Raw genomic sequence first — 13,384 nt, 5'->3', positions numbered from 1 at the left:
TGGAGTTTTATAATAGCACGTCATTTTCGGGATGTCAACACGATTTTGCCATATTTATTAAAGTAGGTCATTTGTCGTTTTTTATCCGAATTGTTTGAATTGTGTGCTCAATTCATTTTTCTTTGGATAAAATATAGCGGATGGCATCCTGTACGTTGCTGACACCCACTACATTTATATTTGGATTCTTCTTCAATCCTGCTTTACAAACTTCAGGTAGAATGCAGGTGGTAAAGCCAAGCTTCTCAGCTTCCTGCACACGCTGTGCTGTCATACTGACTGCGCGTACTTCACCACTTAGTCCTACTTCCCCAAAACAGATGGTCTTCTCATCAATCGGAACATCTTTATAGCTGGATACAATCGCAAGCACAATACCTAAATCAATTGCGGGTTCATTCATACGGATACCCCCGGCAATATTTACATATGCATCGCAGGAACTTAAAGACAGTCCCAGTCTCTTTTCTAATACAGCCATCAGAAGATTGACCCTGTTATAATCCGTTCCTGCAGCTGTTCTTCTTGGCATTCCAAAATTGCTGTGGCACACCAGTGCCTGTATTTCCAAAAGAATCGGACGGGTTCCCTCCATAGAGCATGCCACTACAGAACCGGATGCTCCTTCCGGCTTTCCACTTAACATATATTCTGAAGGATTTTCCACTTCCCTTAACCCTTCGTTACACATTTCAAATACACCTATCTCATTCGTGGAACCAAAACGGTTCTTCACGCCACGCAATATACGATATGCCGCATGACGGTCACCTTCAAAATACAATACCGTATCTACCATATGTTCTAACACACGGGGGCCTGCCACAACACCCTCTTTGGTCACATGGCCGACAATAAAAATAGAAATACCAAGCCCCTTTGCAATCTGCATCAGAACTCCGGTTGCTTCCCGGACCTGGGAAACACTGCCAGGCGCCGATGTAATATTTTCATTATACATGGTCTGAATTGAGTCAATGACCACGATTTCCGGTTTTGTTCTGTTAATCACTTCTTTGATAGTATCCAGATTGGTCTCACAAAGCAGTGATAAAGTATCGCCAAATTCTCCGATACGCTCTGCACGAATTTTTATCTGCTGCAGGGATTCCTCTCCGGAAATATATAATACATCGGTCTTCTGCAGGGAAAGATTCCGGCACACCTGTAAAAGCAGCGTGGATTTTCCAATTCCAGGATCTCCACCGACTAAAACAAGGGAACCTTTTACGATTCCACCTCCCAAAACCCGGTCTAACTCTTTTAGTCCTGTAGTCAGAAGCTCTTCCCGTCCTGTTTTAATATCTGCAATTTTTACAACTTCTGCTTTCGCTGCTTCCTTCCGCACTTTTGCAGGTGCTGATTTATCTATCACTTCTTCTACAAAAGTATTCCACCCGCCGCATCCCGGGCACTGTCCCATCCATTTGGATGATTCATAGCCACAGTCCTGGCAGAAAAATACGGTTGCTTTTCCCTTTGCCATCTATTTTCCCCCTTATTCTTGCAATAACTGTCTTTCTTGCTACTCGCGTAAATTAGTAAAAAGAGAACCCAATCCGCTGGAATTGGATTCTCTTTCTTATCATCTTATTGATATATCCATTTATACTCTGGATACTTTTACTGCAACCGGAGTTTCCGGATCTAATTCAACGCTAAGTGTTAATTTACCACCTAAATTGGTCTTCATCTGACCAATTGATTTTCCTGCTACAAATACATCATACTCTGTCTCTTCCATTAAGCCAAGTGTAATCTCTGCATCTTCCGGTCCTTCTACTTCAAATTCCACACCGTTTTCGGATGCTGCCATATTTGTAACTGCAGTTCCTGGAACAGATTCATATACAAACATTCCATTTCTCTCTAATTTGGTAATCTCACGAAATGTCTTAACTTTGTACAAATCTCCCGCATGTTCAAAATTGTCCAGTTTGGATTTTGCTCCCAGTGTATAATCTCCAAAACTGATTGTTCCGTTTGCTTCTGAACGAATTAATTCTGCAACTACAGCCATTTTTTATCCTCCTATAAGCCACTATCCCACGATGGCTTTTTCGTAAATTTTATGAAAATATTATAGCTTATCTCGACACATTTTTCCAGTTATTTTGATGAATTCACAACGGTTTTTATTTCCTTTTTTACCATGCGGATTTCCACATCATCTCCCGGCTTGATTTTACCGGATAAAATCTCTTCTGCCAGCATATCTTCTATCTGTGTCTGTATCATACGCCGCAATGGTCTTGCTCCATATTTCGGATTGTATGCCTTCTCAGCAATGTATCCTTTTACGCTGCCGGTTATGGTCAGATGGATACCCATCTGTTTTTCACACCGGTCAATTAAAGATTTGCTTAAAATGGTGACAATCTTCTTCATGTCCTCTTTATTGAGAGCCCGGAATACAATGGTCTCGTCAATTCGGTTTAAGAACTCCGGCTTAAAGATTCTCTGGACTTCTTCCATTACACCATTTTTCATGTATTCATAATTCTTCTTTTCATCTTCGCCTGCAGCAAATCCAAGCTTCTTCGGTGCAATGATAGACTGCGCCCCTGCATTGGAAGTCATAATGATAATCGTATTCTTAAAATCTACCCGTCTGCCCTGGGCATCTGTAATCTGTCCATCATCCAGTACCTGAAGCAATACATTAAATACATCCGGGTGTGCCTTTTCAATTTCATCAAAAAGAATAACAGAATATGGTTTTCTTCTGACCTTTTCGCTGAGCTGGCCGCCTTCTTCATAACCTACATAACCTGGCGGTGAACCAATCATTTTAGAAACACTGTGCTTCTCCATGTACTCTGACATATCAACACGAATCATTGCCTGCTCATCGCCAAAGACAGCCTCTGCCAGTGCCTTTGTTATCTCTGTTTTACCAACTCCGGTCGGTCCTAAGAAAAGGAAGGAACCAATCGGACGATGCGGATCTTTTAATCCTACCCGTCCTCTTCTGACTGCTCTTGCCACTGCACTGACTGCTTCTTCCTGTCCTACTACACGCTTATGCAATGTCTTTTCCAGACGGTTGAGACGTGCAGCCTCGCCCTCTGCCAGTCTCTTCACCGGTATCTTTGTCCAGTCAGATACAATTTCTGCAATTTCATTTTCTCCGACAACCAGTTTCTTCTTGTCTGCATCCCGATGGTATTTTTCCACCTGCTTTTCGTATTTCTTCCGGGCAGCTTCCTTCTCCTTGCGGATTGCCCCGGCATCTTCAAACCGCTGTTCCATCAATGCCGTCTCCATATCGTCCTCTAACTGAGCAATCTTACGCTCCAGTTCACTAATCTTCTCCGGCATTTTAAATCCGCCAAGGCGAACCTTCGAGGAAGCCTCATCCATCAAATCAATGGCCTTATCCGGCAGATAACGGTCTGCAATATAACGGGCAGACAGCTTCACTGCCGCTTCTATTCCCGCATCTGTAATCTGTACATGATGATGCTTTTCATAGCGTTCTCTTAATCCCTTTAATATCTCTATCGCCTGCTCTTCCGTCGGCTCTTCCACCGTTACCGGCTGGAAACGACGTTCCAGGGCTGCATCTTTTTCAATATATTTACGGTATTCTTCTAATGTGGTTGCTCCGATTAATTGTATTTCTCCACGGGCAAGGGATGGTTTTAAAATATTGGATGCATCAATAGCGCCTTCCGCTCCACCTGCTCCGATAATGGTATGAAGTTCATCTATGAAAAGAAGTACATTTCCTGCTTCTGTCACTTCACGAATGACTTTCTTAATCCGCTCTTCAAATTCTCCACGGTATTTAGAGCCTGCTACCATTCCGGATAAATCCAGTGTTACCACTCGTTTTCCCCGGACTGTATCCGGAACCAGTCCGGATGCAATACGCTGGGCAAGTCCTTCTGCAATAGCTGTCTTTCCAACTCCCGGCTCTCCAATCAGGCATGGATTATTTTTCGTCCTGCGGCTTAAAATCTGAATCACGCGGGCAATCTCTGCCTCTCTGCCAATCACCGGGTCTATCTCACCATAGGCTGCCATAGCAGTTAAATCCCTGGAATACTGATCTAAGGTTGGCGTTACTTCTACCGCTTTCTTTTTTCCGGATTTGCTTGCCGCAATCTCCTCTTTATAGTGGTTTACGTCTTCTCCCATGGCTACCAGAGTCTCGATATAAATCTTCTGGATATTCACACCCAGTGTATTCAACAGACGTACACCGGCACAGTCTGCCTCTTTCAATAATGCAATTAAAAGGTGTTCTGTTCCGATATTCTCATTGTCAAAACGCTCTGCCTCCTGGTCAGCGGTCTCAATGATATGCTGAATCCTTGGAGAGTAACCTTTCCGGTCTAATACTGCCACATCCGAAGATGGAGCGATTAAATCTTCTATCAGTTCTACCAGACGGGTTTCTTCTACTCCCGCATCCATCAGAACACAGGCAGCTACTCCACTGCCTTCTTTTAGCAATCCCAGTAAAAGGTGCTCTGTTCCAATATAATTATGATGCATGCTTCTGGCTGCCTTTGTCGTCAGTTCTATTACTTTTTGCGCTTGTTTTGTATATGGTTTATGCATAAAATCCTCCTGTCACTACGCGCCAATTCTCTTATAAATCATTTAAATCCATTACTTCAATATCATCATCTGATGATTCTTTTTCAATAAAGTCATCATGGCTTGCAAAGATTCCATTATCTTCATCATCGTCATCAAAAATATCTTTGCTCCGCCGTTTCTTCTCTTTTTTTTCTCTCTTTTCCTTTTCACGTTTCTTTCTGCCGGACATAAATTCCGGTTCTTCTTCAAATTCTTCCATAAAGTCAGTTTCGCCTAACCGTTCTGCCACTTCTTCCGGTAACTGAGCGGCGGAATCCGCTTCTTCTTTTTCTTCTGACTCTGCTTTCTCCGGTAAATCCTTCACTGCACTGGTCTCTTTTTCTTCGACCGGTTCTTCTTCGACTTTACCGGCATCTTCTACGAATTTCTGTTTCTTCTTTGCCTTTCTGCGTTTTTCTTCTTCAAAGATATCTACTGCTTCTTCGATTTCATCATCGTCCTCTTCTTCATAACCTCTTCTTCCACGAAGCAACAGATTAATAATGATAAAAATAAGAATTACGATTACTACAATTAATCCGGCAATAATTTTTAAATCCCGGTCTTTTCTAGCGGTATATTTGTCATTTAAGTCATTTAATGCATTCTGAAGATAGGTGGTATCGGTATCCTCCTCCGTGCTGTCACTGTACTGGTATTCGCTGAAGGTTCCATCACTGGTATTGTAATTATACCAGCCTTCCTGTCCATCATTTGTCATTCCATATACGGTATAAATATTTTCTGTATCTGTTGCGTATGCATCTTCAAATGTACTGTCTCCAACCTGAATAGGCGTGGTTGCTTCGCCCGGTACAAAGGAAGTCACTGCCGAAGGTGTCATTAAAATCAGATACTTATCCCCATTATCGATACGAATATATGGGCACACACTGCCATCGGTGCCATTTACCACATAAAAGCCTGCATTTCCTGCTGCATCTGTCATATATAAAAGAGATAAATTACCATTGTTAAAAGCAGCACCACGGTATTCAGCTCCCTGATAAGGCACCTGTGCTTCTGTAAAATCTGCCGGAATCTGTTCTGCTGTGAAATCTTCTGACACGGTATAGGCAGATACAGTATCGTCCGGCGTGGCTGTATCTGTGCCATTATCTGCTCCGGTATTATTGTCCGCCGGAGTATTGCCTGTGTCTGTGCTTGTTGTAGTATCTGTATTTGTTGTAGCACCTGTTGCAGACTTGGTTATGGTCAGATGATAAGTTGCAAGATTTCCATTCTCTGCCTGCACTACTACGTCAATCTTTGTATCTCCATCTGTTTTTAAGGTAGTGGTTCCCACCCCGGACTGAATCGTTGCTGCCGGATTTACCGTTTTTGCACTTACCGTCACGCTGCTTACATCCTGTCCTACCTGTACCGTATAGTACATACGGCTTCCTTCAAATGCAGGTGATAATGAACCCTCGGCTACTGTCAGTGTCTCCAGCGAATTATCCGCAGGACCTGCATATACCTGCATCGACATTCCTGACATGGCAAAAATGCAAATCAATGCCATGAAAAGTATCTCTATCTTACGAATTGTTTTCTTCATTTTCCGTCTCCTTCAATTCCCTTTTTCTCCAAAACAACAGAAAATCTTCTTTTGATTTTCCTGTACAATATAATCAGTTTCATTATAGAAAACTATCGGGAATGCGTCAACCTCAATTCGAAAAACCATGTCGTACTTATCCCACGGATATGTCTAACGGTTTGCCCTGATTAACCATCCCCACACAACTCCGGCAAGAGAAAGTCCTGCTGTAATTGCTACTCTGTGGTTCCAGTCTGTAATATCCTGTCCCAGCAAAGCTGCCAACAGTAATAATGTTCCGCCGCTTACCATAAGGGCTGCAAGAGCTGCAAGTACTATCATTTCCATTCTTGACGGATGTTTCTTTCCTCTTCTTACATGTACTGTATTATCACGCATAATTGTGACCTCCCTGTGTCTTTTTTCTTATCTTTTCCTTCGCTTTTCTGCCACTTTTCTGGTATTTTTCAGTGGCTTTGCTCTCTGATAAGATTATGTTACAACAGGATGTGTCCCATATTTTGTACCTATATTATGTAAACTTATTTTTCAATTTTTTCTAAATACTTTGTTCCGAATCCAGCCTTTTACAATAAATATAACGCTTGATAACCACCATAACCTGTCCTGCAGCTTCTTTGGATGCATAACAATGCAAAAGAGTTCTGCCGGCACAACACCCACAAAACTCTTTTCTCATATCCGTTATATTACTTTATTATTCGCTCTTTGTCTAATTTGCCGTACTGCCTCATAGAGCAATACGCTTACAGCTACCAGCAGACATCCCCACTGGTTCGCACTGAAAATCTTTCTGTCTTCATAATACCTCAGATAATCCAGTACGAATTTTAATATCGCATACAGCAACAGACTCTTTGGAATTATACCATTCCTTTTTCGTTCTGCCATCCTGTGAAGCAACAAAAACGCCAGCAGAAATAAGATCGTCTCTGCCAGCTGGACCGGAAAAAGGTATTCCCCCGCTGCTCCATTATCAAGATAGCGGATACTGCCAGGTCCCTGATATCTCATGCCAACACAACAGCCTGCAAAAAAGCAGCCGAGCTTTGAAACTACATACATCAGTCCCAATGCCAGCACATATGCAGTCCATAGCTCTATCTTATGTTCCTTACTGATTTTTGTAAAAATCCACACGCCGAGCAGGATGCCCGCCATACCGCCAAGACTGGAAAAACCAAATGTTTCTACTTTACCCTGTTCTGCCAGCTGCACAATAAAGGTATAAAATGCTCCAAAATATAATGCCAGAACTGTATTCAAAAGCTCTGAATAAAAGATATGACTGCCCTTTACTCCTGCTTTTTCAAATACCATGTGACATAAAGATATGCCAGTACAAAGCTTAAGAGAAAACAGATAAAATACGGCGAAATTCTCCAGTGCAAAATCGTAATATCTATCATTTATTTTCCTGCCTCATCAGCCCGGACAGTTTCGGACACAGCTTATGAATGCCAGCCCACAGGCAATAATTGTTACTGCTATAAATACTACTACAAGAATGGCAAGTGCAATATAAAGCCACATCAGCACTTTACCAAATACACTCTGCGGATATTTTACACGGACCAAAATCATAAGTACCAGTGCTGCAATTCCACAGCCAGCCATAAGAAAAGTCAGAATTGAACCTAATACATAGCTGCTTGCGATATTATAATAAAATTCTTCTTTTCCTGCATCAAACAACAGTCCCAGAATAATATTCTTTAGAAAAATTACTACCATCGGTGCAAACATCAAAATCATGGAAATAATACATAATTTGTCTGCCTGCTTCTTATCTTCCGGAGAGAGCTCCGGCCGTGGCATTTTTCCCTGTCGTGGCGGCATATTCGTTGGCATCGACGGTCTCTGCTGCATCTGCATGTTTGGTGGCATCGGTCTGCCCTGCTGCATCTGCATATTCGGCGGCATTGGTCCACCTTGCTGCGGCGGCATATTCGGTGGCATCGGCGGTCTCTGCTGTGGCGGCATGTTTGGTGGCATCTGGTTCCACTGATTATTCATAATTTATCCCTTTACCCTTTCTCAATACATATTACATTTCCTGCAACTTTTATTAGAGTGCTTTCTTCTCTTTAATCGGCTGTTCCTCATCACAACTATAGGTCAGTTTCTCTCCATAGGTCTGCTCGTAAACAGCTTTCCACGCTTCATAATTCTTATCCCGCATCTCACAGGAATTCTGTGCACGCTTTTTATTCGGATCCGGATAAATCGGTTCACAGAAATGCACCGTATATTCCTGCACATAGAATCCGTCATCATCTAAAACATCACTGTCTTCCATGGTAATAAATACAGGAAGTACCGGCTTATTATTTCTGGCAGCGAAGGTAAATGCGCCCTTCTGCAGCGGTCTTGGTTTCCGGTAATTCCACCACATTCCCTGCTCCGGATAGACAAGTACAAACTGATTTTTCTCTAATACCCTGTCTACGGCAGCAATGAATTTCTCCATGGTCTTAAAATTAGAGCTTAACGGCAGTGTGTTGCAATGGCGCATTAACACTCCGTAAAATCCCGGAAATCCGGTATAATTGCCTTCCCGGATTACACGGTACATTTTTTTCTTTTTCAATTTACCCTGCTCGAAGGCAAGCTGGATGGCAAAGCTGTCAAATGCATTGAAATGGTTACAGGTAATGACTGCTCCGTCTGCTACTTTTTCAAGATTTTCAATGCCTTTGTATTCTTTGATTATCAACTGCTTTTTCTTTATCAGCATATTGACAAACCATCTTGCTACTTTAAATGCATATTTGGTCTGTGTCTTGCTCTTTAAACTTCTTGGAAGATAATTAATATCTTCCGGCATCAGAACCGGTGCCGGTGGATTTTCTTCTGCATCTTCTGAAAATCTTCCTTCCCGCTCCAGTTCCTCTATGTGAGCAAGCAGCGCAAGCTTACTTTCTGATTTTCCGGCTTTTTCCATCTTGCGAAGATAATTATCTTCTCTGTTAATCTCAGATACCGCAAGCTGGATTAATTTCTCACCAGACACGCTGTCATTGCGGCGCTGCTCATCGGTATAATTGGCAAGTCCTTCTTTTATGGCATCATAATCCGCTGTCATCTTCGCATATTTCCAGAAATACTCTGCCAGACGGCAGTCTTCATAATGCCATGGTTTGGCTGCCATATTAAAATGGAATAATCCCACCTCTTCTTCCGGGCAGGCAAGTTCTCCAAATACCTGTGCATTCCACTTCGGTTCCATATAAAGCACCTGATTCTTGCAAATCAGATTAAGGTAATCCTGATCCTGCGCTACCACAAAAAGATAGATGTGAAGCATCTCTAAGAATTCATCTAAAAGATGATTTTCACGGAACTGACTGCAGTTCATCAGCATTACTCCGGCGTTGAAATATCTGGCACGCTTTACGCCTAATACCTTTTCTACATAATCACCTAAGATATCTGTCTGTGCTACCACACGGTCCGGACAGACTCCGGCATATAATTTACCAAGCTTATGGTCATATAATTCTGCAACATTTCCCACTACGATGGTATCGCTGTCAATATAAAGTGCCTTGCGGTACTGTGGAAACATATCCGGAATAAAAAGCCGGAAATATGTTGTGTTGGAATAATAGTCACGAATCGGAAGCTTATCTGCAATGCTCCTCATCTTGTCTGTAACATCCACAAAATCAATTGCAAATTCTTCATCTGCCATGGCAAGCACTTTTGCCTGGGTTGCTTCCGTAATTCCCATATGTAAAATGTAAATATGATATTTCCGGCTGCGGTCTGCATTTTCCATGATGGACTTCATGGAAACCATCGTATATTTTACAAATCCTTCATCGCAGGCAAAGAAAATCGGTATCTCCGCTTTCTTCCCATACTGTGATAAACTCTTCATTTCCATAAATTAACTCCTTACCTCTTAGTGTCCTGTTCAAATTTCTTCTTCAGATAAATATATTCGAACAGAATATCATCAAACGCTTCATACTTAAAAATTCTGTGAATTGCACTGACATTCCACTGCTTAATATTTGCCGTATGCGGATATGGCAGGTAAAAAAGCCGTTTGGAAAAATGTCTGATTATTGTACTCTTATGTAAGAACTTCTGGTCATTATATTTCTGCGGCAGCATTTTCTTTGCCGTGGTACTTCTGTATACTGCATCCTGATCCGCAAACAGTAATTTTTTTGTCTTAATGAGATGTCTTGCTTTTTCAAAAAGGCCTGTTTTCTTAATCTCTGCCATATTAAAAAGCAATACTCCCGCATTGATATAGTTTGGATTGATTAAATATTTTCCATAGTGGTCTCTTGCTGCAGCATACTCATACCCTTTTACATCAATGTCATATAAAAGTTCCGGCTCCCGGTTAAATAAAATATCTGCATCCAGATAAAGAAGCTTATCCGGGATTTCCGGAATCTTATCTGCAAACAGACGAAGCAGGGTATATGGTGAACAATACGCACCTTCGTTCGGACAACCTGCAAATTCTTCTTTATAAATATCTGTCACATCAATCTTGATTACAATATTTTCTTTGTTATAGGACTTTGCTACCTCATTTAAAAATGCAATCTGCTCATCACTCACCGGCAGAAAATCGTCTCTTAAATGTGATACATCCATTGTAAAAATGTAGATGCGGTATGGCTCTGTCGATTTCGTCCGCATAAAAATGGACAGCATCCCGGTCAGTATTCCATCAAATACTTTGACATTCCCCGAAAATAGAATATTTCTCATACATCACCTTTTTTGATATAAGCAGCAAGTACAAGGGTGTTCCTGCTGCTTCTTTCTTTCATCTGTTCATAAACCCTGTTTCTAAGGTCTGCTTTCTGCTCTTTTCCACGCAATTTCGCATCCGGATAAAACGGACCATCCACATAGGTTACTATCTGCGGCTTTTTACTATGCTTCCGTTTCTGATATGTATTGGTAAAACAGATTACCGGGCATTGATACTGCACCGGATAACGGAAGGAAGAATCCTTAAAAGGACGTATCTTCGTATAATAAGGCCAGATATGTGCCTCCGGATATATCATCACGCATTTTTTCGCAGTGATTTTCTTTCCGATTTCTTCTAAGAAATGTTTCATGGCATCCTTATCATCCGGCAGCGGCAACGCCCCAAGATATGGCGTTACTTTTCCGAAAAAGGGCATAGAAACATTATTCGGATGCACAATCACATATACGTCCGTCGGATGTGCCAGTATTGTGGGAATCAGGGCATCTGCTCCTGCATTGGTATGATTTCCGTAGAGGAAAAATCCCTGTCCCTTTAACGCTTTTATTTTTTCCCGTCCCACTATCTTATGACGGTATTTTATCTTTAAAAAGCACCATGCCACCGGTTTTGCAATGAGATTATAACAGATAAAATGTAATAATTTCCTTCCCAAGCTGTCCTGGCTGTACTGATATGTTCCATCAATTTTCTTCGCAGTTATCTTTGCTTCCGAAAATTCATCCTCTAATTCATTTTCATAGTAGTATACTCGCATATCCCACAGTTTACTATTTCTTGCTATTTTTTGCAACTTTTCTGAACAAAGAATGTGCCTTGGCACATTCTCGCGCCTGCGGCGGTCGCTTGCGACATCTACCTTATACGCCGCAGTGCGCATCCTCGCAGAGCGTTTTTACTTTACAGGAAATTGCTTTCCTGTAAAGTAAAAAGGCTCCTGACAAAGTATGCCAGAAGCTGCTTTTTACATTTTAATATTTTACATGGAAGCCCCGTTCTGTCTCATCCAGTGGAAGTTCTTTTCTGTCCATGCTGCGGATTTCGATGTAGCGGTCCTGACAGAGTCTTTGAATTATCATATCAATTTCTTCCGGCAGTCCCTGCAATTCTGCCTGTACCGAGCCGTCATATTCATTGCGCACCCAGCCAGTCACACCAAAATGCCCCGCCAGATGCGACATGCGATAGCGGAATCCCACACCCTGAACATATCCGTTAAACTGATAAAAAACACGAATTTTTCTATTTTCTGACATACGACCACCTCTCTTTATCATTCCAATGGTATCAATCTCTTCCATCCAGACTAACGTGCCCGTTGCCTTTTTAAGTTTCTGATTAACTGTGGCGTATGTAATGCCAGTATCCGGTTGACCTGATTGACAACATGTGAATTATTTAACACATATACGATTCCAGCACTTAATCCTAACAGGATAAAAAATGCTATCCAGCCCCAGTCACCCAGATAATCATAGATTCCGGCAAACATCAGAATATCCCGTAAAATCCGGTGTAGCATATACACCGGCATGGTATTCTGTCCGATTACTGAAAGTCTTGTCTTTCCTCTTGGAATAAAAAACATGATTGCCCAGGAAATAAGAAATGCTGCAATCATCAGGGAGAGGCGGACCATCGGTCCTTTCCACACTTCTTCCAGTTCATAGTAGGATATATTTTCATATACCATTCCTAGGGAATCTTTCAACCTTGCTCCATATGCCAGAATAAAGATACAGATTGCCTCCGCGCATGGAACCACCAGTCTCTGAAACTTTGTCTGCAATGCTTTTTCCAGTGTCTTCTGCTCCAGAAAATAGCCCAGATAGAAAAACGGTCCAAATACCAGAATTCGTGACAGACATAAAAAGTCTCCCACATTTTTAAAATAGCCAGCTGTTAATGCCAGCACTACCGTAAGCAAAAGAACCGGCACCGCTTTACATTTACGGACAAGTGGTATCGTCAGATACCATACAATCATTGCAAATAAATACCACGGTGCACCACTTTGGGAAAAGAAATCTATCTCCGTAAATTTTTCAAATCCCGCAATGGCATATACTATCTGAATTGCCACAACGAACACAACATATGCTTTCAGCAGATACAATATTTTCTTAAAATTATATTGTCCATTTTTATAAATTTTCTTGGCAAAATAGCCGGAGATAAATACAAAAAGCGGCATATGAAATACATAGATGAGCCGTTTCACTACCACCAGTGGATTATCTCCATGGATTGGAAGCAGGAAATGTCCCAGCACAACCAAGAATATCAATACCGCTTTTAAATTATCAAAAAAATAGTCTCTTTCTTTATTCATCTTTCTACATCCTCGCATTACCGAAAATGTATTATAGAACTTTTGCGGGAGATGTCAAGATTTTTTATCATTTTGGGCGAATTTGCCCGTTGAAAAAGGAGCATCCAGTTTGTACCGACCCCTAAAAGTTAGACCAAAAAATCTAACGATT

The 13,384-nt window shown here is 41.6% G+C and carries 13 protein-coding genes; all 13 read right to left on the bottom strand.

What is annotated here, in order from left to right; all coding sequences use genetic code 11:
• Positions 1 to 112: 112 nt before the first annotated feature.
• Positions 113 to 1,486, bottom strand: coding sequence for a DNA repair protein RadA (gene radA / locus DWX65_RS14440; protein WP_118173717.1), 1,374 nt, complete (start codon positions 1,484 to 1,486; stop codon positions 113 to 115).
• Positions 1,487 to 1,606: 120 nt separating this feature from the next.
• Positions 1,607 to 2,020 (bottom strand): hypothetical protein, encoded by a 414-nt coding sequence (locus DWX65_RS14435; RefSeq protein ID WP_022243974.1) that lies wholly within the window; start codon positions 2,018 to 2,020, stop codon positions 1,607 to 1,609.
• Between the two features lie 89 nt (positions 2,021 to 2,109).
• A complete protein-coding gene (locus tag DWX65_RS14430; protein ID WP_118173716.1) occupies positions 2,110 to 4,569 on the bottom strand; it encodes an ATP-dependent Clp protease ATP-binding subunit in 2,460 nt (819 codons plus the stop codon).
• Between the two features lie 31 nt (positions 4,570 to 4,600).
• A complete protein-coding gene (locus tag DWX65_RS14425; protein WP_118173715.1) occupies positions 4,601 to 6,151 on the bottom strand; it encodes a cadherin-like beta sandwich domain-containing protein in 1,551 nt (516 codons plus the stop codon).
• Between the two features lie 153 nt (positions 6,152 to 6,304).
• The gene (locus DWX65_RS14420; RefSeq protein ID WP_118173714.1) at positions 6,305 to 6,532 is read right to left on the bottom strand and encodes a hypothetical protein; all 228 of its coding nucleotides are present in this window, start codon (positions 6,530 to 6,532) and stop codon (positions 6,305 to 6,307) included.
• A gap of 160 nt (positions 6,533 to 6,692) precedes the next feature.
• On the bottom strand, positions 6,693 to 6,833 hold the full coding sequence (locus DWX65_RS15060) for a hypothetical protein (RefSeq protein ID WP_158564756.1): 141 nt from the start codon (positions 6,831 to 6,833) through the stop codon (positions 6,693 to 6,695).
• 5 nt (positions 6,834 to 6,838) lie between these two features.
• Positions 6,839 to 7,474 carry a prolipoprotein diacylglyceryl transferase family protein gene (locus tag DWX65_RS14415; protein WP_118173713.1) on the bottom strand — a complete coding sequence of 212 codons (636 nt, stop codon included), beginning with the start codon at positions 7,472 to 7,474 and terminating at the stop codon, positions 6,839 to 6,841.
• A 105-nt stretch (positions 7,475 to 7,579) separates the two neighbouring features.
• Positions 7,580 to 8,170: a hypothetical protein gene (locus DWX65_RS14410; protein ID WP_118173712.1), complete on the bottom strand. Its 591-nt coding sequence runs from the start codon at positions 8,168 to 8,170 to the stop codon at positions 7,580 to 7,582.
• Positions 8,171 to 8,222: 52 nt separating this feature from the next.
• Entirely contained in the window at positions 8,223 to 10,043 is a 1,821-nt protein-coding gene (locus DWX65_RS14405; protein ID WP_118173711.1) for a glycosyltransferase, read from the bottom strand.
• Between the two features lie 11 nt (positions 10,044 to 10,054).
• Positions 10,055 to 10,891 (bottom strand): glycosyltransferase, encoded by an 837-nt coding sequence (locus DWX65_RS14400; RefSeq protein WP_117697621.1) that lies wholly within the window; start codon positions 10,889 to 10,891, stop codon positions 10,055 to 10,057.
• A complete protein-coding gene (locus DWX65_RS14395) occupies positions 10,888 to 11,658 on the bottom strand; it encodes a lysophospholipid acyltransferase family protein (RefSeq protein ID WP_118173718.1) in 771 nt (256 codons plus the stop codon). The genes DWX65_RS14400 and DWX65_RS14395 overlap by 4 nt, the downstream gene beginning before the upstream one ends.
• A gap of 214 nt (positions 11,659 to 11,872) precedes the next feature.
• Positions 11,873 to 12,202 (bottom strand): acylphosphatase, encoded by a 330-nt coding sequence (locus DWX65_RS14390; protein WP_242997889.1) that lies wholly within the window; start codon positions 12,200 to 12,202, stop codon positions 11,873 to 11,875.
• A gap of 5 nt (positions 12,203 to 12,207) precedes the next feature.
• Positions 12,208 to 13,233, bottom strand: coding sequence for an acyltransferase family protein (locus DWX65_RS14385; RefSeq protein WP_158564755.1), 1,026 nt, complete (start codon positions 13,231 to 13,233; stop codon positions 12,208 to 12,210).
• Positions 13,234 to 13,384: the final 151 nt, after the last annotated feature.

This window comes from Roseburia sp. AF20-18LB (assembly GCF_003461185.1).
In the GTDB taxonomy this organism is placed as follows: domain Bacteria; phylum Bacillota; class Clostridia; order Lachnospirales; family Lachnospiraceae; genus Roseburia_C; species Roseburia_C amylophila.
This window is presented reverse-complemented; position numbering and strand designations above follow the sequence as displayed.

Bases quoted from the DNA above. Each gene is read 5' to 3' on its own strand.
- radA (WP_118173717.1), bottom strand. From the start codon at position 1,486: ATGGCAAAGGGAAAAGCAACCGTATTTTTCTGCCAGGACTGTGGCTAT.
- DWX65_RS14435 (WP_022243974.1), bottom strand. From the start codon at position 2,020: ATGGCTGTAGTTGCAGAATTAATTCGTTCAGAAGCAAACGGAACAATC.
- DWX65_RS14430 (WP_118173716.1), bottom strand. From the start codon at position 4,569: ATGCATAAACCATATACAAAACAAGCGCAAAAAGTAATAGAACTGACG.
- DWX65_RS14425 (WP_118173715.1), bottom strand. From the start codon at position 6,151: ATGAAGAAAACAATTCGTAAGATAGAGATACTTTTCATGGCATTGATT.
- DWX65_RS14420 (WP_118173714.1), bottom strand. From the start codon at position 6,532: ATGCGTGATAATACAGTACATGTAAGAAGAGGAAAGAAACATCCGTCA.
- DWX65_RS15060 (WP_158564756.1), bottom strand. From the start codon at position 6,833: ATGAGAAAAGAGTTTTGTGGGTGTTGTGCCGGCAGAACTCTTTTGCAT.
- DWX65_RS14415 (WP_118173713.1), bottom strand. From the start codon at position 7,474: ATGGTATTTGAAAAAGCAGGAGTAAAGGGCAGTCATATCTTTTATTCA.
- DWX65_RS14410 (WP_118173712.1), bottom strand. From the start codon at position 8,170: ATGAATAATCAGTGGAACCAGATGCCACCAAACATGCCGCCACAGCAG.
- DWX65_RS14405 (WP_118173711.1), bottom strand. From the start codon at position 10,043: ATGGAAATGAAGAGTTTATCACAGTATGGGAAGAAAGCGGAGATACCG.
- DWX65_RS14400 (WP_117697621.1), bottom strand. From the start codon at position 10,891: ATGAGAAATATTCTATTTTCGGGGAATGTCAAAGTATTTGATGGAATA.
- DWX65_RS14395 (WP_118173718.1), bottom strand. From the start codon at position 11,658: ATGCGAGTATACTACTATGAAAATGAATTAGAGGATGAATTTTCGGAA.
- DWX65_RS14390 (WP_242997889.1), bottom strand. From the start codon at position 12,202: ATGGAAGAGATTGATACCATTGGAATGATAAAGAGAGGTGGTCGTATG.
- DWX65_RS14385 (WP_158564755.1), bottom strand. From the start codon at position 13,233: ATGAATAAAGAAAGAGACTATTTTTTTGATAATTTAAAAGCGGTATTG.